Here is a 19,855-nt window from a genome sequence, read left to right as displayed (position 1 = left end):
CTTGCGTCCGGAATGACTCACATTGGCAGCATGCGCCTCAGCGACGGGTCGTGCGGGGCGGCAGCGAGGGCCAGTATTCCGGTGGCTTGCGGGCCCGCGTGCGCTGCTCGTAGTCGTATCCCAGGGCAATCAGGCGCGCTTCGCTCCATGCGGGGCCCATGAACACGATCCCCAACGGCAAGCCATCGCTGTGGCCCATGGGAATGGTGAGGCTGGGGTAGCCCGCCACGGCGGCGGCGCCGTACCCGGCCCCCGGGAAATGATCGCCGGCCTTGTGGTCGGTCAGCCAGGCAGGCCCCGTCGTCGGTGCCACCAGCACATCCAGTTGCTGCGCCTTGAGCGCGGCGTCGATGCCTTCCGGCCCCGCCAGCCGGCGTGCGCGACTGCGGGCGGCAATGTAGGCGGCTTCACCCAGGCCGCCCTTTGCGTTGGCCCGCTCGAACAGGTCCTGGCCGAAATAGGGCATCTCGGACAACCGGTATTGCTCGTTGTAGCCGATCAGCTGGGTCAGCGTGGTCAACGGTGCATTGCGTTCGGCGAGGTAGCGCTCCGCGCCATGCTTGAACTCGTAGAGCATCAGTTCCAGTTCGTCCGCGTTCCACTGCCCGTCGGTGGGAATCTCGGCATCGACCACGACGGCACCGGCTTCGCGCATCACCTCGATGGCGCTTTCCAGGGCTGCTGCGGCGTCGGGATGGATCGCTGCCTTGCTGCGCAGCACGCCGATGCGCGCGCCCTTCAGTGCGCCGGGCGTGAGGCGTGCGCTGTAATCCAGCGTGGTGTTCCAGGCGGCCTGCATCGTGGCGGCGTCTTCCGGATCCCGGCCTGCGAGTGTGGCCAGCAGGAGGGCCGCATCCGCAACGCTGCGGGCGATCGGACCAGCGGTGTCCTGGCTGTGCGAGATCGGCAGGATGCCCTGCCGGCTGACCAGGCCGACCGTGGGTTTCAGCCCCACGACACCATTGATCGCGGCAGGGCAGAGAATGCTGCCATCGGTTTCGGTGCCCACGCTGATCGCCGCCAGGTTGGCCGATACCGCCACGGCACTGCCGGAGCTCGAGCCGCACGGATTGCGGTCCAGCGCGTACGGGTTGCGGGTCTGGCCGCCGCGTCCGCTCCAGCCGGAGGTGGAATGCATGGATCGGAAGTTGGCCCATTCGCTCAGGTTGGCCTTGCCCAGGATGACGGCGCCTGCCTCACGCAGGCGGCGCACCAGGAACGCATCCTTCCCGGGGCGGAAATCCTTCAGCGCCAGGGAGCCGGCGGAAGTGGCCATCGGCACCGCATCGATGTTGTCCTTCAGCAGCACGGGGATGCCGTGCAGGGGCCCGCGCGCCGCATTCGCGCGACGCTCCACATCGCGGAGGGCGGCTTCCTTCAACGCATCGGGGTTGAGTTCGATCACCGCGTTCAACTGCGGCCCCGCCTTGTCGATGGCGGCGATACGGTCCAGATAGGCCTGCGTCAGGCGGCGGCTGTCCAGTTCACCGGACTGCATGCGCGCCTGCAGGTCGGCGATGTCCAGTTCGGCGTAGATGAAATCGGTGGGCGCGGTCGGTGCCGCTGCATCCGGCGGCGTCGCCGGCTGGCAGGCTGCCAGGGCGAGCATCAGGCCAAGCGGCAGCAGGGATCGACGCATGCGGACACCTTCACGGAGTTGCCGCAGGCTACGCAGGCGCTGGCCCGCGCGTCAAATCCGCTTGCGGCGCCGGATATCGCGCCACAGCACCCAGACGATCACCAGGTTGACGATCAGCAGCGCCCAGGTGTGCCAGCCGGGGTGGTGGTAGAGGGCATAGATGTCCAGCGGCAGGTAGGCCGCCGAGCCGATGCAGCCCAGCCACGAGGCCCAGGCGCGGGCGCGCCACAAGCCCCAGCCTTCCAGCAGGCGCATGCCGGCGTACACCGCGATGATCAGCACGGTGACGTGGATCGATTCGGGATTGATGCGGTCGAGCCACTGGCTCACCACGCCGGGGCCGGCGTCGGGAATGAAGCGGGTGACCACCGCCTGCACGCTCTCGCGCAGGCGGTCAGGACCCACCGCCAGCAGACCGCCGGCGAAGGCCAGGGCCAGCACGCCCTTGGCGCCCTCGAACAGGGCGATGGCGTGCAGGCCCGGGTGCGCCCTGGGATCCGGGTTGTACGCGGATGTCTCCAAGGCGCGGTGCGACGATCAGGCGGCGCGCGAGGCGCGCTTGCGGTCGCTCTCGGTCAGGAACTTCTTGCGCAGGCGGATTTCCTTCGGCGTGATCTCCACCAGCTCATCGTCGTCGATGAAGTCCAGCGCCTGTTCCAGCGAGAACTTGATCGCCGGGGTCAGCTGGATGGCATCGTCCTTGCCCGAGGCGCGCATGTTGGTCAGCGGCTTGGTCTTGATCGCGTTGACGGTCAGATCGTTGTCCTTGGAGTGGATGCCGATCAGCTGGCCTTCGTACACGTTGTCGCCCTCGGCGGCGAACAGCTTGCCGCGTTCCTGCAGCGGGCCGAGCGAGTAGGCCGGCGTGGCGCCCGGCGCATTGGCGATCATCACGCCATTGAGGCGCTTGGCGATGGCGCCCTGTTCCTTCGGACCGTAATGGTCGAACACATGGAACAGCAGGCCCGAACCCTGGGTCAGGGTCTTGAACTCGTTCTGGAAGCCGATCAGGCCACGCGCCGGGATCTGGTAGTCCAGGCGCACGCGGCCCTTGCCGTCCGGTTCCATGTTCTTCAACTGGCCCTTGCGGACGCCCAGCTTCTCCATCACGCCGCCCTGGTGGGTCTCTTCCACGTCCACGACGAGCTGCTCGATCGGCTCCATCAGCTGGCCGTCGATTTCCTTGATGATCACTTCCGGGCGCGACACGGCCAGCTCGTAGCCCTCGCGACGCATGTTCTCGATCAGCACCGACAGGTGCAGTTCGCCACGGCCGGAGACCAGGAACTTGTCCGCGTCTTCCAGCTGCTCGACCTTCAGTGCCACGTTGTGCACGGTCTCGCGCTCCAGGCGCTCCTTCAGCTGGCGGCTGGTCAGGAACTTGCCGCCCGACAGGTCCTTGTGGCCGGCGAACGGCGAGTTGTTGACCTGGAAGGTCATCGAGATCGTCGGTTCGTCGACGGTCAGCGCCGGCAGCGCTTCCGGGGTGTCCAGCGCGCAGACGGTGTCGGAGATCGTCAGGTCCTGGATGCCCGAGATGGCGACGATGTCACCGGCCTCGGCGCTGTCCTGCTCGATGCGCTCCAGGCCCAGGAAGCCGAGCACCTGCAGCACCTTGCCCTGGCGCTTCTTGCCTTCGCGGTCGATGACGGCGACGGGCATGTTCTTCTTCAACGTGCCGCGCTGGATGCGGCCGATGCCGATCACACCGACGAAGTTGTTGTAGTCCAACTGGCTGATGCGCATCTGGAAGGCGCCATCCGGATCGACTTCCGGCTTCGGCGCGTGCTTCATGATCGCTTCGTACAGCGGCGTCATGTCGCCGCCGCGCACGGTGTCTTCCAGGCCGGCGTAGCCGTTCAGGGCCGACGCGTAGACGATCGGGAAGTCCATCTGCTCGGGCGTGGCGCCCAGGCGATCGAACAGGTCCCACACCTGCTCAACGACCCACTCCGGGCGCGAGCCGGGGCGGTCGACCTTGTTGATCACCACGATCGGCTTGAAGCCCATCGCGAAGGCCTTCTGGGTCACGAAGCGGGTCTGCGGCATCGGTCCGTCCATCGCGTCGACCAGGATCAGCACGGTGTCCACCATCGACAGCACGCGCTCGACCTCACCACCGAAATCGGCGTGGCCCGGGGTGTCGACGATGTTGATGCGGTTGCCATTCCAGGTGATGGCGGTGTTCTTGGCCAGGATCGTGATGCCACGTTCCTTTTCCTGGTCGTTGCTGTCCATCACGCGCTCGGCCAGCACGGTGCGCTCGGAGAGGGTGCCGGACTGCTTCAGCAGCTGGTCGACGAGGGTGGTCTTGCCGTGGTCGACGTGAGCGACGATCGCGATATTGCGGAGGTTTTGGATGGACATGCCGAAGGGGCGCGAACGTGCGCGCTCAGAGTGGGGAAAGGAAGCGGCGTATTATAGCGGGCTGCGTTGCGCTAAGCACCTGATTTATCGAAAAACGCCAGTAATGAACGCCGCCGCCGGGGCCTGCCCTTGAAATCCCCGCCCGGCGCCGTGATCTGGCAACAGGGCCGGACCCGCATGACGGGGGCCGGCTTCACGCCTGGCAGCCCCGGCCACTATTGGCTGGGGCGGCAGGCCTGGCGCTTCCCCTCCCTGTGCCACCGCCGCCTGAGCGCGGGGTGGGCACGGAGCGAGACCGCGCCGGGACCCTGCCGTTTCCTCATTTCACCCCTGGAGAACCGTTCCATGAGTCAGCTGACCGCCACCTTCGACACCTCGCGCGGCCCGATCACGATCGAGCTGTATCCCGACAAGGCCCCGCTGACGGTGGCCAACTTCGTCAACCTGGCCAAGCGCGGCTTCTATGACGGCCTGAATTTCCACCGCGTGATCCCCGATTTCATGATCCAGGGCGGCTGCCCGGAAGGCTCCGGTCGCGGCGGCCCGGGCTACCGCTTCGAGGACGAGACCACCAACGGCGTGCGCCACGAGCGCGGCGTGCTGTCGATGGCCAATGCCGGCCCGAGCACCAACGGCAGCCAGTTCTTCATCACCCACGTGCCCACTCCGTGGCTGGACGGCAAGCACACCGTGTTCGGCAAGGTCACCGAGGGCCTGGACGTGGTCGATGCGGTGAAGCAGGGCGACCTGATCACCAAGGTCACCATCGACGGCGACGCCGATGCCGTGCTGGCCGCCAAGGCCGAGCGCGTGGCGGAGTGGAACCGCGTCCTGTCGGCGTGATGGAATGAAGGGCCGGCCCACATGGGCCGGCCCTTTCCCCGTCAGGAGCTCCAGATGAAGGATCGCCGCCGGCGCGCAACGCGCATGGCCCTGCTGCTCGCCACCGTCCTGGGGCTGGGCGCCTGCAAGAACGACGACACAATCCCGCCCACCGATCCGGCCGCAGCGACCGCCGTCGACGCATCGGCGGAGAGCTTCCAGCAGAGCCTGGAAGGCCTCTGGAGCACGGACCACAGCGAAGGCGACGATGCCGAAACCCTGTACGCCATCGCGTGGCAGCCGGACACGGGCCTGCGGATCGCACGCGACGGTGCGTGGCTGGATGGCAAGGTCGAGGATGTCGATCTGGACAACGGCACGCTGGCCCTGCACCTGACCTCCGAGACCGGGCCCAGCGAAACGGTGACCCTGCGCAAGGTGGCGGACCCGGCCGGAAACGGCTTCACCCTGCGCATCACCTGGGGCGCGGGCCAGACCGATGACCTGGGCTTCGTGCGCCGGCTGACCGAACGCGATCGCAGCGAGCTCGCCGCGGCCGTGGAGGCTGCCCACGCGCCACCCGCGCCCGCCGAGTGCGATACCGACGCGTCGGCCGGCAGTGTCCGCGCTGCGCTGGTCTGCGGGCACGAGGAGTTCGGTGCCCTGGATGCCGGCATGCGCCGGCAGTTCAAGGAGTTGGCCGATCGCTACCCCGACGGCGACCGCACGGTCCAAGCCGCCACCCGGCAACTCGACGCCTGCCAGACCCCCGCCTGCCTGCGCGGCGCCTACGCGCAGTGGCAGGCCTATTTCGACGAGAACTACGACCTGGGCGACGTGGTGGACTACCAATGACGCCGGGGTGCTGACCCGGCCGACGTAGACCATGGGCTAGTCGGTCAAAGTGGGGTGGCGTGATACCATTTTGCGCCGCAAAAAGACGGCGGCGACGCTCCCTAACCGTTTCCACGCGAGGTTGTGCAATGCCCCTGCTTGCCCGGCGCATCGGTCGCGCCAAGCCAAGTGCGATCATGGCGGTGGCCGAGAAGGCCAAGAAGCTCAAGGCCGAAGGCCGCGACATCATCAGCTTCTCGATCGGCGTCCCCAATTTCCTGCCCGGCGACCATGTCTATCAGGCCGCACGCGATGCGCTGGCGAAAGACTCCGGACAGTACGGCAGCAACCGCGGCACCGATGCGCTGCTCGATGCCTTCCTGCAGCACATCGAAGCACTGGGCCTGACCGGCTACACGCGCGCCAACGTGTCCACCGGCATCGGCGCCAAGCACATCCTGTACAACCTGGCCGAGTCGCTGCTGGACGAGGGCGACACCATCGTCTATCCGTCCCCGTACTGGACCACGTATGCCGACATCGCCGACATCGTCAACGCGAAGGCGGTGCCGCTGCCGTGCCCGGCCAGCCAGGACTACAAGCTGACGCCCGCGCAGCTCGACGAAGCGCTGACGGTCCACACGCCCAAGGTGTTCCTGTTCAACAACCCGTCCAATCCGACGGGCATGGTCTACACGCGCGAGGAAGTGGCCGCGCTGGCCGACGTGCTGGCGAAGTATCCGGACACCTGGATCGTCACCGACGACATCTACAACCGCATGCTGTTCGACGGACTGGCGTACACCAATTTCGTGCAGGCGCGGCCGGAACTGCGCGAGCGCACGGTGTTCGTCGATTCGCTGTCCAAGACCTATGGCATGCCGGGTTGGCGCGTCGGCTTCATGGCGGGCCCCGAGGTCGTCGCCAAGGCGCTGACGACCATGAACTCCAACCACATCACCAACGTGCCGGAAGTCGTCACCGCCGCGGCGATCGCCGCGCTGACCGGTCCGCAGGACGTGCCGGTCGCGAAGAACGCCGAGTTCCAGGCCAAGCGCGACCAGGTGCTGGCGGCGATGGAAGCGATCCCGGGCGTGGTCTGCCCGCGTCCGCAGGGCGCGTTCTACGTGTTCCCGGACATCAGCTGCGCATTCGGCAAATCGCACAACGGCGTGAAGATCGAGAACGATGTCGACTTCTGCAACGCGCTGCTCGACGCCAAAGGCGTGGCCTGCGTGCCGGGCTCGGCGTTCGGCGAGCCGCGCGCGCTGCGCATCAGCTACACCTGTCCGACGCCGCAGCTGGCGCCGGGGCTGCAACGCTTCCAGGAATTCTTTGCCGAGTTGAAGTAACCGTCGCGTGGGCCTTGGCCCACCTTTCCCCCACGCGGCGGGCCTGGGCCCGCCCTACGTAACCCCGAGGATCCGCATCATGAAAACCCCCGTCCGTGTTGCCGTCACCGGCGCTGCTGGCCAGATCGGCTACGCGCTGCTGTTCCGCATCGCCTCCGGCGAAATGCTGGGCAAGGACCAGCCGGTCATCCTGCAACTGCTCGAGCTGCCGCTGGAGAAGGCCCAGGCCGCGCTGCAGGGCGTGATCATGGAGCTGGAAGACTGCGCGTTCCCGCTGCTGGCCGGCGTGGTCGGCACCGACGATCCGGAAGTCGCGTTCAAGGACGCCGACGTGGCCCTGCTGGTCGGCGCGCGTCCGCGCGGCCCGGGCATGGAGCGCAAGGACCTGCTGCTGGAGAACGCCAAGATCTTCACTGCCCAGGGCGCCGCGCTGAACAAGGTCGCCAGCCGCAACGTCAAGGTGCTGGTGGTCGGCAACCCGGCCAACACCAACGCCTACATCGCGATGAAGTCCGCGCCGGACCTGCCGGCGAAGAACTTCACCGCCATGTTGCGCCTGGACCACAACCGCGCGCTGTCGCAGCTGGCCAACAAGGCCGGCGTGGCCGTGGGCGACATCGACAAGCTGGTCGTGTGGGGCAACCACAGCCCGACCATGTACCCCGACTACCGCTTCGCCACGGTCAACGGCCAGTCGCTCAAGGACAGGATCAACGACGCCGACTGGAACGCGAACACCTTCATCCCGCAGGTCGGCAAGCGCGGCGCCGCGATCATCGAAGCGCGCGGCCTGTCGTCGGCCGCCTCGGCCGCCAACGCCGCCATCGACCACGTGCGCGACTGGGTGCTGGGCAGCAACGGCAAGTGGGTGACGATGGGCATCCCGTCCGACGGCAGCTACGGCATCCCGGAAGGCGTGATGTTCGGCTTCGCCGTCACCACCGAGAACGGCGAGTACACCATGGTGAAGGACCTGCCGGTTGACGCTTTCAGCCAGGCCGCCATCGACAAGACGCTGGGCGAGCTGGAAGAAGAGCGCAGCGGTGTGGCGCATCTGCTGGGCTGACCGCAGGCCGCACGCAGTGCTGAAAACGCCGGGCCCATGCCCGGCGTTTTCTTTTGGGTGCGACGGAATGTCCCATGCGACCAAGGTAGGAAGGTGGCCGCGGCAGGGCGGGTCTATGCTGGTCCCGGCTGTCGGATCTGGGAGGATCGCATGGCATACGAAGACGTCTACCGGCGCTCGATCGAGCAACCCGAGGCCTTCTGGGGCGAGGAGGCGAAGGCCATCCATTGGCACGTGCCGCCGCAGCAGATCCTCGACTATTCCCGTCCGCCATTCCGGAGCTGGTTCGTCGGCGGGCAGACCAACCTCTGCTACAACGCGGTGGACCGGCATCTCGCCGAGCGTGGCGACCAGCTGGCGCTGGTGGCGGTGTCCACCGAAACCGATGTCACGCGTGAACTGACCTATCGCGAACTGCATCGCGAAGTGAACGCGTTCGCCGCCGTGCTGAAGCGGCTCGAAGTCGGGCGTGGCGATCGCGTGGTCATCTACATGCCCAACATGGCTGAAGCGGTCTTCGCGATGCTTGCGTGCGCGCGTATCGGCGCGGTGCATTCGGTGGTGTTCGGGGGATTCGCCGCGCACAACCTGGCGCTGCGGATCGACGACGCGCAACCCAGGCTGTTGATCGCCGCCGATGCCGGCAGCCGCGGTGGCAAGGTCATTCCGTACAAGGCGCTGGTCGATGAAGCCTGCGCGAAGGCGGCCACGCCGCCGGCCAAGGTGCTGATCGTCTCGCGCGGGCTGGATGCCGCCGAACCGAAGGTGGCGGGCCGCGACGAAGACTACGCCGCGTTGCGCGCCGAGGTCGGCGACGTCGACGTACCGGTCGAGTGGCTGGAGTCGAACGAACCGAGCTACCTGCTGTACACCTCCGGCACGACCGGCAAGCCGAAGGGCGTGCAGCGCGATGTGGGTGGCTATGCGGTGGCGATGGCGTTGTCGATGCGTACCGTGTTCGATGTCGGGCCGGGACAGGTGATGTTCTCCACCTCCGATGTCGGCTGGGCCGTTGGCCATTCCTACAACGTGTATGGTCCCCTGATCGTAGGCGCTACCTCGGTGCTCTACGAAGGCCTGCCGATCAATCCCGACGCCGGCATCTGGTGGGCCTTGTGCGAACAGTACGGTGTACGCACGATGTTCTCATCGCCGACGGCAGTGCGCGTGCTGAAGAAGCACGACATCGACTTCATCAAGCGGCACGACCTGTCCGAGCTGAAATATCTGTTCCTGGCGGGCGAGCCGCTGGACGAGCCGACGGCGCACTGGATCACCGATGCGATCGGCAAGCCGGTGATCGACAACTACTGGCAGACCGAAACCGGCTGGCCGGCGCTGACGCTGCTGCCCGGGCTGGACATGAAACCGGTGCGTTTCGGTTCGCCCGGGTTCCCGAACCTCGGCTACAGGATGAAGGTGATCGATGAGGCCACGGGGGAAGAAGTAGGGCCGGGCCGGAAGGGCGTGCTGGTGATGCAGCCTCCGCTGCCGCCGGGGTGCATGACGACGATCTGGAACGACGACGCGCGATTCCTGTCGAGCTATTTCAGTCATTTCAAGGAACTGTTGTACAGCTCGCTGGACTGGGCGATCCGCGATGAGGACGGCTACACCTTCATCCTTGGCCGCACCGACGATGTCATCAACGTGGCTGGTCATCGGCTGGGCACGCGCGAGATCGAGGAGTCCGTCTCCGGCTTCCACGCGGTCGCGGAGGCGGCGGTGATCGGTGTCGCGGATGAACTGAAAGGGCAGGTGCCGGTGGTGTTCGCCACGCTGCGGCAGGCCACCGACGAGCCGCACGAGCGCGTGCAGGCGGCCGACGGCATGCGTCGCATGGTGGAGCAGAGCCTCGGCGCGGTCGCGCGTCCGGCGCGGGTCTACATCGTCAACGCGTTGCCGAAGACACGGTCGGGCAAGTTGTTGCGGCGCTCGCTGCAGGCGCTGGCGCAGGGCGCCGATCCTGGCGATCTTTCCACGCTGGATGACCCGAACGCGCTGGAAGAGGTGAGGCGCGCGCTGATGCGCGGGCCCGAGGTCGGCAGCTGATGCAGGTCAGCGGGCCGGCGGCGCAGGCGTCGCCGGATCCACGCTGCCATCCAGTGTCCACACCACGTCGCGGCCCTGCGGGTCGCGACTCAGCACGAAGCGTGCGGTCGCGCCGGGCGTGAGCGGCAACGGTGACCGCGCCTCTTCGGCATCGTCGTCGTTGGCTTCGATGACCGTGCGGTCGCCGGCATGCCCCGGGATCGGCACGATGAACAGCCCGCGTGCGTCGATGCTGCGACGTGCCTTCTTCGTACCGAGGTCGCCCACATCGGCAACGGCACCGTCGGTTTCCGTCAGGGGATTGCGGAAATTGACCAGCAGGTCGGCGCGGGCGGGTGGGCGTCCCGGTACGGACAACGTACCGCCGCGCACCAGCAGGTCCGGCCATACATCGCCGTTCTCCGGCAGGTCGCGGTACAGCGCGGGCGACACGCCGGCATGGCTGCCGCTGGCGATGCTGTCCAATGCCGCGACCAGGCCGAGGAAGTACAGCTTGCGCAGGCGCTGCTTCTGCACATCGCCTTCGATGCCGCCGGCCTCGATCAGCACGGTGCTGGTGCCCCACTGCGTGGTGAGGTCGCCGAACGCCCGTGGATCGAACGTTTCATCCCAGCGCGCGATGTGGCCGGCGAGATAGGGCTCCAGCGCGGAGCGGATGACGCCGGCCACCTCGATGGCGCGCGTACGCACATCGTTGACATCGGCCGCGTGGTTGTACGGCGGCGACAGCAGCGCGATGGCGGTGCCGCGGTCGGAATCGCCGGCACGGTAGCCCACGCGCTGGTCGTGCAGGTTGAATCCGTACATCGGCCTCACCTGGTCGTGCAGCGCCTTCAGCGCGCGCGCTTCGGGTGTTGCCAGCATCCGCGCATCACGGTTGATGTCGATGCCCTGTACGTTGCGGCGCTGGAAGCGGGCGGCACCATCGGGATTGACGATGGGAAAGACGTGCAGCGTGGTATTCGCCTGCAGCTGCTTCACCAACGGATGGTCGGGGTGTTCGCCGAGGAAGCGGAACAGGTCCGCGAGCGCCATCGACGCCGTGCTCTCGTCGCCGTGCATCTGCGACCACAGCAGTACCGTCTTCTTGCCCTGGCCCCAACGAACATGTTGCAGCGGACGGTCCTCCACGCTGCGGCCGATCCCGTCCACGCGGAAGCCGCGTCCCGGCTCCAGCAACGGTGTGGCGACCGACCACCAGTGTTCCGCAGTGAAGGTGCGGTCCTCCAGTCCGGCCACGCGCAGTTCGGCGTCGTACAGCGCATCGAGTGCGGGCAGCCATGCGGGAGGCGGCGGCACGGGCGTGGACACCGTGGCTGGCGAGGACGGGTGATCGGTGTTCCGGGCGATGGTGTTCGGCGTCATCATCGTCAGCAGCAGGCACAGGGCAAGGGCAGGGCGCATCGCGGCAACAGGAGGAAAGCAGGCCAGGGCAGGGTCCCCGTATGCGCGGGTGATGTCAAACGCAGGCGTGCATGCATGGCGGGCAGATCATGGCGATGTTGCTGGCGGTGTCACGCCTGCATAGCGTGCGCGCGGACGGATCAGACGTCCCTGTGCCTGCTGTTCCAGTGCATGCGCCAGCCAGCCCGCCAGGCGTCCTGCGGCGAACATCACCAGGGCCGGCGTGGCTGGCAACCGGTTGAGATGGCAAAGCGCGGCGAGCATGAAATCGATGTTCGGGCGCAGGCCGCTGACGTCCTCGGTGGCGAGGATGAGGTTTTCCAATGCGGCCATTTCACGCGTGCCGGCATGGCGCTCGCGTGCGCGCGCCAGCAGTTCGGCACCGCGCGGATCGCCCTGCGGATACAGGGCATGGCCGAAGCCGGGCAGGTCGTCGCCGCGCTGCCAGCGTTCGGCGATGAATGCGCGTGCGGACACGGCCTCATGTGCATCGCTGATCAACGCATACGCGCGAGCGGTGGCGCCGCCGTGGCGCGGGCCGGACAAGGCGGCCAGCCCACTGCATACCGTCGCGTGCAGGTGCGCACCGGTGGATGCGACCACGCGTGCGGCGAACGCGGAGACATTGAGTTCGTGGTCCGCGCAGACCACCAGTGCGGCGCGCACGAGTTCGGCGAAGCCGTCATCGCCGGGATGCCAGGCCTGCGCCAGTACGCGGTGCACCGGTACGTCCGACGGCGGCTGCGCGACCAGCAGCGCGGCGTTGTGGCGCAGCAGGCCGGCGGCGATCTCATGGCGCACGAGCGGCGCGGAACTGAAGGAATGGCGTACCTCCAGCGCAAGCAACGGGATGGCGGCCATCGCGCGCTCCAGCGGAGGCAGCACGGTGTTGGCGGCGAGCGGCGCGACCACATCGGGCCATCGGGTCAACGAAGGTGCCGCGAAAGGATCGTCCGCGCTGCTGTCCCACAGGTGGCGGGCCACGTCTTCCAGCGTGGCGCCCTCGTGCACCATCGCGATCGCCGAGCGGCCGCGATAGTAGGGGCCATCGGGTCGGATCAGCGAGATGCGCGTCTCCAGCACCGGCAGCCCGCGGTCCAGGCTCTGGGCGGCGCCACGGGCCGCGCCACGCCCCACCTGCTTGCGCTGGGCCAGCCGTTCCACATCCTGGCGCAGGTACAGGCGGCTGCGATGATCCTTGCCGGGGCGGGACTCCAGCAGGCCGCGGCTGACGTAGGCGTACAGCGTGGCGCGGCTGATGCCGAGCAGGCGGCAGGTATCGCGGGCGGACAGCAGATCGGTGGCGGCGGCCATGCGGAAATATTGATTCGTTCGATCAAGATTGATCAACCTGGCGGATGGTGCCAGATTTGCGACCCGAAGAGGGGCGTACCATTCGCGCACCTCTGGCGTCCGGCGATCACGCCGGGCAGGCACGCTGATCGAGAGGAGTCCCGTCGCATGAGCCACCCGACCGCAGGCGCCAAGTTCCGCGCCGCGCTGGCCGCCGAATCGCCGTTGCAGGTGATCGGTGCCATCAACGCCAACCACGCCCTGCTGGCCAAGCGCGCCGGTTACAAGGCCATCTACCTGTCCGGCGGCGGCGTCGCCGCAGGATCGCTGGGCCTGCCCGACCTGGGCATCAACACGTTGGAAGACGTGCTGATCGACGTGCGCCGCATCACCGATGTCTGCGACCTGCCGCTGATGGTCGACATCGACACCGGCTTCGGTCCCAGCGCGTTCAACATCGAGCGCACCGTGAAGACGCTGATCAAGGCCGGCGCGGCCGCCTGCCACATCGAAGACCAGGTCGGCGCCAAGCGCTGCGGCCATCGTCCGGGCAAGGAAATCGTGTCGGCCGGCGAGATGGTCGACCGGGTGAAGGCCGCCGCCGATGCGAAGACCGATCCGGATTTCTTCCTGATCGCGCGCACCGACGCCATCCAGGTCGAGGGCGTGGACGCCGCCATCGAGCGCGCCATCGCCTGCGTCGAAGCCGGCGCGGACGGCATCTTCGCCGAGGCCGCCTACGACCTGCCCACCTACCAGCGCTTCGTCGACGCGGTGAAGGTGCCGGTGCTGGCGAACATCACCGAGTTCGGCAAGACGCCGCTGTTCACCCGCGACGAACTTGCTTCGGTCGGCGTTGCGATCCAGCTGTATCCGCTGTCGGCGTTCCGCGCGATGAACAAGGCGGCGGAAAACGTCTACGAGGCGATCCGCCGCGACGGTCACCAGAAGAACGTGGTCGACACCATGCAGACGCGCGAAGAGCTGTACGACCGCATCGGTTACCACGCCTTCGAGCAGAAGCTCGATACCCTGTTCTCCGCAAAGAAGTAGCCCCGGCCCTTCTCCCGCCGGGAGAAGGTGGCGCGAAGCGCCGGATGAGGGTGCGGCGAAATCCGGATGGCTCCGACCTCACGGACTCCGCCGAACCCTCGCCCCAACCCCTCTCCCAATGGGAGAGGGGCTCCAAATCAAGATGAGGAGTAGGAAGATGTCAGAGAGCGTTCCCTTCAAGCCCAAGAAATCCGTCGCCCTGTCCGGCACCGCCGCCGGCAACACCGCGCTGTGCACCGTCGGCCGCACCGGCAACGACCTGCACTACCGCGGCTACGACATCCTGGACCTGGCCACCACCAGCGAGTTCGAAGAGGTCGCGTACCTGCTGGTGCATGGCAAGCTGCCCAATCGCGCCGAGCTGGCCGGTTACAAGGCCAAGCTGAAGTCGCTGCGCGGCATCCCGGCCGCAGTGAAGGCCGCGCTGGAAGAGCTGCCGCCGTCCGCGCACCCGATGGACGTGATGCGCACGGGCGTGTCCGTGCTGGGCTGCGTGTCGCCGGAGAAGGACGACCACAACCATCCGGGCGCGCGCGACATCGCCGACAAGCTGATGGCCTCGCTGGGTTCGATGCTGCTGTACTGGTACCACTGGAGCCACAACGGCCGCGCCATCGACGTGGAAACCGACGACGACTCTATCGGCGGGCACTTCCTGCATCTGCTGCACGGCGAGAAACCGAAGGACAGCTGGGTGCGTGCCATGCATACCTCGCTGATCCTGTACGCCGAGCATGAATTCAATGCCTCCACGTTCACCTGCCGCGTCATCGCCGGCACCGGCAGCGACATGCATTCGGCCATCGCCGGCGGCATTGGCGCGCTGCGTGGCCCGAAGCATGGCGGCGCCAACGAGGTCGCGTTCGAAGTGCAGAAGCGCTACGAATCGCCCGATGAAGCGGAAGCCGACATCAAGGCGCGCGTCGAGCGCAAGGAAGTGGTGATCGGCTTCGGTCACCCGGTATACACCGTCGGCGACCCGCGCAACGGCGTGATCAAGCAGGTCGCGAAAGACCTGTCGGCCGAGCAGTCGAACATGAAGATGTACGACATCGCCGAGCGCCTGGAGTCGGTGATGTGGGACATTAAGAAGATGTTCCCGAACCTGGACTGGTTCAGCGCCGTCAGCTACCACATGATGGGCGTGCCGACGGCGATGTTCACCCCGCTGTTCGTCATCGCCCGCACCAGCGGCTGGAGCGCGCACGTCATCGAGCAGCGCATCGACGGCAAGATCATCCGCCCCAGCGCCAATTACACGGGGCCTGAGGATCTGGAATTCGTTCCGCTGGACCGGCGCTGATCGAAGTCGAACCCGCATGGCACCCACTTCCCCTCTCTCGCTTGCGGGAGAGGGCAAAGGGTGGGGGCGTCTTTACACCGGCCCGGAAGACCTGGCCTTCGTGCCGATCAACCAGCGCTGAGCCGTTCCGGCGCGCAGGGCAGGGCCGTTTCGACGCAGGTCGGGCGGCCCCGTGTCGTTTGTGTGACCCGTGTGGCAGCCCGGAACAGGTCGGCCGGGTTACTACTTGCGGTCGCAAGGGGTGCGTCGCAGCGAGCGGGAGGGGCCCGCCGCACGATGCTGGGGGACGCCATGCAGACCATGTGGTGCAAGACCGACGCCGGACGCAACGAGATCCAGCAGCGCACGCGCAAGCTGCCGGCGGGGTTGCGTTCCATCCTGTTGCTGGTGGATGGCCAGCGCAACGACGAAGAGCTGCGCGCGATGATGAGCGGGCTGCATGCACCCGACGACGCGCTGCAGCAGTTGGCAGCGGACGGATTGATCGAGCGGCGCTCGGGCGCGGCATCGCTGCTCGCCGCCGTTGCCGCGCCGAAGGCCGGCGACGGGGTGCAGGCAACGACGATGACATCCGCCGAGCGCTACAACCTGCTCTACGCGCGGATCACCGAAGACATCCGTTCGCACATCGGGCTGAAGGGCTACTTCCTGCAGCTGAAGGTAGAGCGCTGCGCCGACGCGGACGAACTGGCCGCACTGCTGCCCGACGTGGCCACGGCGCTGACGAAGGCACGCGACCATACCTTCGCCACGCGTTGGCTGGAGGATGTGCGCGCATCGATGGCCTGACGCGCGCGCGTCGAAGTCACGCCAGGCCTTCGGCCTTCAAGGCGGCCTGCACGCCGGCATCGGCCTCCATGCGCTGCTTGAATGCGGCGATGTTCGGCAGCCCCGAGAGGTCCACGCCGGTGCGTGCGGCCCACCGCAGCGTGATGTAGAAGTAGGGGTCGGCGAAGCTGCGGAAGCCGGCCAGCCAGTCGCGTCCTTCCAGCTGTTTCTCCGCGCTTTCGAACAAGCCCCGCAGGCGCTTGCGTGCCGCGTCCTTTACCTCGTCGAATCGTGCCTCGTCGCCGATGAAGCGCGCAGGCCCGAACAGCGGATGGAAGGCCGGGTGCAGATCGGAATTGACGAACGAGAGCCAGCGCGCTGCCTGCGCTCGCTGCTGCGGCGAGCCATCGCCGGCGAGGTGTGCCTGCGGATAGGTGTCGGCGATGTACCCCATGATCGCGGCGTTCTGGGTCAGCACGAAGTCGCCGTCGACGATCGCCGGTACCGCGCCGGTGGGATTGATCGCCAGGTACGCGGGCTCCTTCATCTCGGCGGCCGTCATCACCTGCACCTCGAACGGCTGGCCGGTCCATTGCAGCGCGATGTGGTCGGCGGTCGAGCAGGCGCCGGGCTTGGTATAAAGCTTCATGCGGGTGTCCAGGAAAAAGAAAGGCCCGCGATTATCGCGGGCCTCGGATGCATGCAGCGTGGTGTGGGGTGCAACGGATCGTCGCGTTTGATGTGACGTATCGCGGCGGTCAGCCCTCTCCCCGTGCCCTCTCCTCGAGAGAGAGGGAAAGTAGGTGCCATGCGGGTTCGGCTTCGGCGAGCAGATCGACGCGTTGGGCGTTGATGCTTCGAAAGCGCCTGTTCCTAGGTGCGGGGCTTGAGCTTCTGCACGCGCAGGAAGGTGTGGTCACCGATGGTGGCCACGTGATACGCATTGCGCCAGCTCGGGCTCGCGATCTGGTGCGCCATGAAGTGGCTGGCGCCCGGCACGATCTCCTTGCGCTGCCCGGGCGGCAGGGCCCAGTTGCGCTCGGCGTTCAGGGCCACGCTGACCGACTTGGCCCAGGCGTCCGGGTTCTTCAGGCGGGTGTTCGGGCCCACGATGGTCGGGGCGAACTGCTTGCGGGCGGTGACCACGGAGCAGACCGAGTCACCCCACAGGCCACTGTCACGGCGTCGCAGGGCGACTTCGGCGACGGCTTGCTGCCCGCGGAGGGTCTGGTCGCGGGCTTCCAGGTACACGGTGGTGCTGAGGCAAAGCGAATCGGCGGCCGGCTGCGGCAACATCTGCGACAGCCATAGGATCCAGGCCAGTTTCATGGGAACTCCTTGCTCCGTCTTTCCCGCGCCCCTGCCTCTCCCGTTACGCAGGGAAGGACATCGATGGGACGGCGGCTAGGGCGTCATGGGGAGGCAGCCTTCACACGGGCTGCCCGGGGACCGGCAAGGCCGGACCAGAAGGGTCCGAGCGCCGGGCTCAGCCCGCTTGAACTGGGCGGCGGGCCGGAAAGTGGGCGCAAGGTAGGGGGAGGCGACCCAACTCGGCCTGAACGGGTCGGCTTGACGGACGGGGTGCCGGTCTGGCTGGAAAGTGTGAGGCGTGTCGCACCGGCGAGGCCCCGGCGGCGCGGAAATGCGCCCGGCCAGGCCTCACCACCCGATGCCCAGCGCAGGTGGGTGCCTGCGGGATGTCGTGCCGTCGTGGGTGCTCCGCCGGCCAGCGGCCGGCGCGTTGCTAAAGGCTGGCGGCCAGCCGGCTCCCCTGGTCGATCGCGCGCTTGGCGTCCAGCTCGGCGGCCACGTCGGCACCGCCGATCAGGTGGGGCGCCCGCCCCGCAGCGATGAGGTCTGCCTGCAGTTCGCGGCGCGGCTCCTGGCCGGCGCAGACCACCACATGGTCCACCGGCAGCAGGTGCTCCGCACCGTCCACCTTGATGCGCAGTCCCGCGTCGTCCACGCCCAGGTACTCGACGCCACCGAGCATCTTCACCTGCTTGGCCTTCAGCGTGGCCCGATGCACCCAGCCGCTGGTCTTGCCCAGGCGCGCACCGGGCTTGCCGGGGCTGCGTTGCAACAGCCAGACCTCGCGCGCGGGCGGTTCCGGGTGGGGGCGGGCCAGGCTGCCGCGGGTCTCGAAGGCGGGGTCCACGCCCCATTCGGCCATCCAGCGGGCAGGATCCAGCGACGGCGAGGGGCCGTCGTGGGTCAGGTATTCGGCCACGTCGAAGCCGATGCCCCCGGCGCCGATCAGCGCCGCGCGCGCGCCCACCTCCACCCGCCCGGAGAGCACGTCCACGTAGCTGACCACCTTGGCGTGGTCGGCACCGGGAAGCGCAACCTGGCGCGGGGTGATGCCGGTGGCCAGCACCACCTCGTCGAAGCCGTGCAGGTCCGTGGCGCTGACCGGCGTGGACAGTTTCACGTCCACCCGGGTTTCTTCCAGCCGGTGGCGGAAATAGCGCAGCGTTTCGTGGAACTCTTCCTTGCCGGGAATCTTCTTGGCGTAGTTGAACTGTCCGCCGATCTGGTCCGCCGCGTCGAACAGGGTCACCCGATGGCCGCGTTCGGCCGCGACCGTGGCGCAGGCCAGGCCGGCCGGGCCGGCACCGACCACCGCGATGCTCTTCGGCGCGAAGGTCTTGGTGTAGTTGAGTTCGGTTTCAGCGCAGGCGCGCGGATTGACCAGGCAGCTGGCCATCTTGTTCTCGAAGACATGGTCCAGGCAGGCCTGGTTGCAGGCGATGCAGGTGTTGATGGCCTGCGGCGTGCCGGCGCGGGCCTTGGCCGCCCACTGCGGATCGGCGAGCAGCGGGCGTGCCAGCGACACCATGTCGGCCTTGCCGGCGGCCAGGATGCTTTCGGCGACCTCCGGCATGTTGATGCGGTTGGTGGCCACCAGCGGCACGCGCACGTGCGGTTTGAGCTTGGCGGTCACGTCCACGAAGGCCGCGCGCGGCACCGACGTGACGATGGTCGGCACGCGCGCCTCGTGCCAGCCGATGCCCGAGTTGATGATGGTGGCGCCGGCGGCTTCCACTGCCTTGGCCTGCGCAACGATCTCGTCCCACTGGTTGCCGTCATCCACCAGGTCCAGCAGCGACAGGCGATAGATCAGGATGAAGTCCGGCCCCACCGCCTCGCGCACGCGGCGCACGATCTCCACCGCGAAGCGCATCCTCTTCTCCGGCGTGCCGCCCCAGGCGTCGTTGCGCTTGTTGGTGCGCGGCGCGGTGAATTCATTGATGAAGTACCCCTCCGAACCCATGATCTCCACGCCGTCGTAGCCGGCGTCGCGCGCCAGCTTCGCCGCATTGGCGTAGGCGGAAATCTGCCGCTCGATGCCGCGGGCCGACAACGCGCGCGGGGTGAAGGGGTTGATCGGTGCCTTCAGCTTCGACGGCGCCACCGTGAGCGGGTGGTAGCCGTAGCGGCCCGCATGCAGCAACTGCGCGCAGATCTTCGCGCCGTGCTCGTGCACCGCCGCGGTGACGAACTTGTGGGGGCGCGCCTCCCAAGGCCACGACAGCTTGCCGCCGAACGGTTTCAGCCAACCCACCAGGTTGGGCGAGAAACCACCGGTGACGATCAGACCCACGCCCCCCGCCGCGCGCTCGGCGAAGTACGCCGCCAGGCGCGGGAAGTCCTTGGCGCGGTCTTCCAGGCCCGTATGCATCGAGCCCATCAGCACCCGGTTGCGGACCGTGGTGAAACCCAGGTCCAGCGGCGTGAACAGGTGGGGGTAGGGCGAGGGGGCGTTGGCGGCGATGGCGGTCATGCGGGCGGTGGATACGCTTGCGTATGGAAGAGGTAACGATGCCGCGACAAGACGCCCGGCGCAAGACGGCGCGGGCCAGGTCACGACCGGCATCCCTGGCGCGAAGCAGGGCACAGAG

At 67.6% G+C, this 19,855-nt stretch carries 16 protein-coding genes; 8 read left to right on the top strand and 8 right to left on the bottom strand.

The window, feature by feature from the left end; all coding sequences use genetic code 11:
- Window positions 1–37: 37 nt before the first annotated feature.
- The 3 genes from ACIPRS_RS12545 to typA form a co-directional block, all read right to left on the bottom strand.
- Window positions 38–1,624 carry an amidase gene (locus tag ACIPRS_RS12545; RefSeq protein WP_446538799.1) on the bottom strand — a complete coding sequence of 529 codons (1,587 nt, stop codon included), beginning with the start codon at window positions 1,622–1,624 and terminating at the stop codon, window positions 38–40.
- Between the two features lie 66 nt (window positions 1,625–1,690).
- Window positions 1,691–2,161, bottom strand: coding sequence for a DUF2127 domain-containing protein (locus tag ACIPRS_RS12540; protein WP_337731289.1), 471 nt, complete (start codon window positions 2,159–2,161; stop codon window positions 1,691–1,693).
- 15 nt (window positions 2,162–2,176) lie between these two features.
- On the bottom strand, window positions 2,177–4,006 hold the full coding sequence (typA, locus tag ACIPRS_RS12535) for a translational GTPase TypA (RefSeq protein WP_192201761.1): 1,830 nt from the start codon (window positions 4,004–4,006) through the stop codon (window positions 2,177–2,179).
- Between the two features lie 345 nt (window positions 4,007–4,351).
- Between typA and ACIPRS_RS12530 the strand changes: the two genes are divergently transcribed.
- The 5 genes from ACIPRS_RS12530 to prpE all read left to right on the top strand — a co-directional run bounded on the left by ACIPRS_RS12530 (window position 4,352) and on the right by prpE (window position 10,132).
- Window positions 4,352–4,849, top strand: a complete 498-nt coding sequence (locus ACIPRS_RS12530) for a peptidylprolyl isomerase (RefSeq protein WP_298126628.1) — start codon at window positions 4,352–4,354, stop codon at window positions 4,847–4,849.
- Between the two features lie 54 nt (window positions 4,850–4,903).
- The gene (locus tag ACIPRS_RS12525; protein ID WP_446538783.1) at window positions 4,904–5,683 is read left to right on the top strand and encodes a hypothetical protein; all 780 of its coding nucleotides are present in this window, start codon (window positions 4,904–4,906) and stop codon (window positions 5,681–5,683) included.
- A 128-nt stretch (window positions 5,684–5,811) separates the two neighbouring features.
- Window positions 5,812–7,014, top strand: a complete 1,203-nt coding sequence (locus ACIPRS_RS12520) for a pyridoxal phosphate-dependent aminotransferase (protein ID WP_446538782.1) — start codon at window positions 5,812–5,814, stop codon at window positions 7,012–7,014.
- 79 nt (window positions 7,015–7,093) lie between these two features.
- Complete coding sequence (locus tag ACIPRS_RS12515) at window positions 7,094–8,080, top strand: malate dehydrogenase (RefSeq protein ID WP_446538781.1); 987 nt, start codon at window positions 7,094–7,096, stop codon at window positions 8,078–8,080.
- Window positions 8,081–8,230: 150 nt separating this feature from the next.
- Window positions 8,231–10,132 (top strand): propionate--CoA ligase, encoded by a 1,902-nt coding sequence (gene prpE, locus ACIPRS_RS12510; RefSeq protein ID WP_446538780.1) that lies wholly within the window; start codon window positions 8,231–8,233, stop codon window positions 10,130–10,132.
- A 6-nt stretch (window positions 10,133–10,138) separates the two neighbouring features.
- Here the strand turns inward: prpE and ACIPRS_RS12505 are convergent, their stop codons facing one another.
- Window positions 10,139–11,536 (bottom strand): M14 family zinc carboxypeptidase, encoded by a 1,398-nt coding sequence (locus tag ACIPRS_RS12505; protein ID WP_446538779.1) that lies wholly within the window; start codon window positions 11,534–11,536, stop codon window positions 10,139–10,141.
- An 87-nt stretch (window positions 11,537–11,623) separates the two neighbouring features.
- The gene (locus ACIPRS_RS12500; RefSeq protein WP_446538778.1) at window positions 11,624–12,850 is read right to left on the bottom strand and encodes a citrate synthase family protein; all 1,227 of its coding nucleotides are present in this window, start codon (window positions 12,848–12,850) and stop codon (window positions 11,624–11,626) included.
- A 147-nt stretch (window positions 12,851–12,997) separates the two neighbouring features.
- On the opposite strand from ACIPRS_RS12500, the gene prpB reads away from it, so the two are divergent.
- From prpB to ACIPRS_RS12485, 3 genes are all read left to right on the top strand, one after another.
- Entirely contained in the window at window positions 12,998–13,882 is an 885-nt protein-coding gene (prpB, locus tag ACIPRS_RS12495) for a methylisocitrate lyase (protein ID WP_446538777.1), read from the top strand.
- Between the two features lie 157 nt (window positions 13,883–14,039).
- Window positions 14,040–15,185 (top strand): bifunctional 2-methylcitrate synthase/citrate synthase, encoded by a 1,146-nt coding sequence (gene prpC, locus ACIPRS_RS12490; RefSeq protein ID WP_446538776.1) that lies wholly within the window; start codon window positions 14,040–14,042, stop codon window positions 15,183–15,185.
- 291 nt (window positions 15,186–15,476) lie between these two features.
- Window positions 15,477–15,974 carry a hypothetical protein gene (locus tag ACIPRS_RS12485; RefSeq protein ID WP_446538775.1) on the top strand — a complete coding sequence of 166 codons (498 nt, stop codon included), beginning with the start codon at window positions 15,477–15,479 and terminating at the stop codon, window positions 15,972–15,974.
- Between the two features lie 16 nt (window positions 15,975–15,990).
- Here ACIPRS_RS12485 and ACIPRS_RS12480 read toward each other — a convergent pair whose 3' ends face one another.
- The 3 genes from ACIPRS_RS12480 to ACIPRS_RS12470 all read right to left on the bottom strand — a co-directional run bounded on the left by ACIPRS_RS12480 (window position 15,991) and on the right by ACIPRS_RS12470 (window position 19,737).
- Entirely contained in the window at window positions 15,991–16,602 is a 612-nt protein-coding gene (locus ACIPRS_RS12480; protein WP_446538774.1) for a glutathione S-transferase family protein, read from the bottom strand.
- 224 nt (window positions 16,603–16,826) lie between these two features.
- A complete protein-coding gene (locus ACIPRS_RS12475; RefSeq protein ID WP_337731278.1) occupies window positions 16,827–17,282 on the bottom strand; it encodes a cell wall hydrolase in 456 nt (151 codons plus the stop codon).
- A 415-nt stretch (window positions 17,283–17,697) separates the two neighbouring features.
- The gene (locus ACIPRS_RS12470; RefSeq protein WP_446538773.1) at window positions 17,698–19,737 is read right to left on the bottom strand and encodes an oxidoreductase; all 2,040 of its coding nucleotides are present in this window, start codon (window positions 19,735–19,737) and stop codon (window positions 17,698–17,700) included.
- Between the last annotated feature and the right edge of the window lie 118 nt (window positions 19,738–19,855).

This window comes from Pseudoxanthomonas sp. LARHCG66 (assembly GCF_052871755.1).
The sequence above is the reverse complement of the archived record's forward strand: the minus strand, read 5'-3'. Positions and strand labels throughout refer to the sequence as shown.

Bases quoted from the DNA above. Each gene is read 5' to 3' on its own strand.
- prpE (WP_446538780.1), top strand. From the start codon at position 8,231: ATGGCATACGAAGACGTCTACCGGCGCTCGATCGAGCAACCCGAGGCC.
- ACIPRS_RS12470 (WP_446538773.1), bottom strand. From the start codon at position 19,737: ATGACCGCCATCGCCGCCAACGCCCCCTCGCCCTACCCCCACCTGTTC.
- prpB (WP_446538777.1), top strand. From the start codon at position 12,998: ATGAGCCACCCGACCGCAGGCGCCAAGTTCCGCGCCGCGCTGGCCGCC.
- ACIPRS_RS12500 (WP_446538778.1), bottom strand. From the start codon at position 12,850: ATGGCCGCCGCCACCGATCTGCTGTCCGCCCGCGATACCTGCCGCCTG.
- prpC (WP_446538776.1), top strand. From the start codon at position 14,040: ATGTCAGAGAGCGTTCCCTTCAAGCCCAAGAAATCCGTCGCCCTGTCC.
- ACIPRS_RS12480 (WP_446538774.1), bottom strand. From the start codon at position 16,602: ATGAAGCTTTATACCAAGCCCGGCGCCTGCTCGACCGCCGACCACATC.
- ACIPRS_RS12530 (WP_298126628.1), top strand. From the start codon at position 4,352: ATGAGTCAGCTGACCGCCACCTTCGACACCTCGCGCGGCCCGATCACG.
- ACIPRS_RS12505 (WP_446538779.1), bottom strand. From the start codon at position 11,536: ATGCGCCCTGCCCTTGCCCTGTGCCTGCTGCTGACGATGATGACGCCG.
- ACIPRS_RS12485 (WP_446538775.1), top strand. From the start codon at position 15,477: ATGCAGACCATGTGGTGCAAGACCGACGCCGGACGCAACGAGATCCAG.
- ACIPRS_RS12520 (WP_446538782.1), top strand. From the start codon at position 5,812: ATGCCCCTGCTTGCCCGGCGCATCGGTCGCGCCAAGCCAAGTGCGATC.
- ACIPRS_RS12515 (WP_446538781.1), top strand. From the start codon at position 7,094: ATGAAAACCCCCGTCCGTGTTGCCGTCACCGGCGCTGCTGGCCAGATC.
- typA (WP_192201761.1), bottom strand. From the start codon at position 4,006: ATGTCCATCCAAAACCTCCGCAATATCGCGATCGTCGCTCACGTCGAC.
- ACIPRS_RS12475 (WP_337731278.1), bottom strand. From the start codon at position 17,282: ATGAAACTGGCCTGGATCCTATGGCTGTCGCAGATGTTGCCGCAGCCG.
- ACIPRS_RS12525 (WP_446538783.1), top strand. From the start codon at position 4,904: ATGAAGGATCGCCGCCGGCGCGCAACGCGCATGGCCCTGCTGCTCGCC.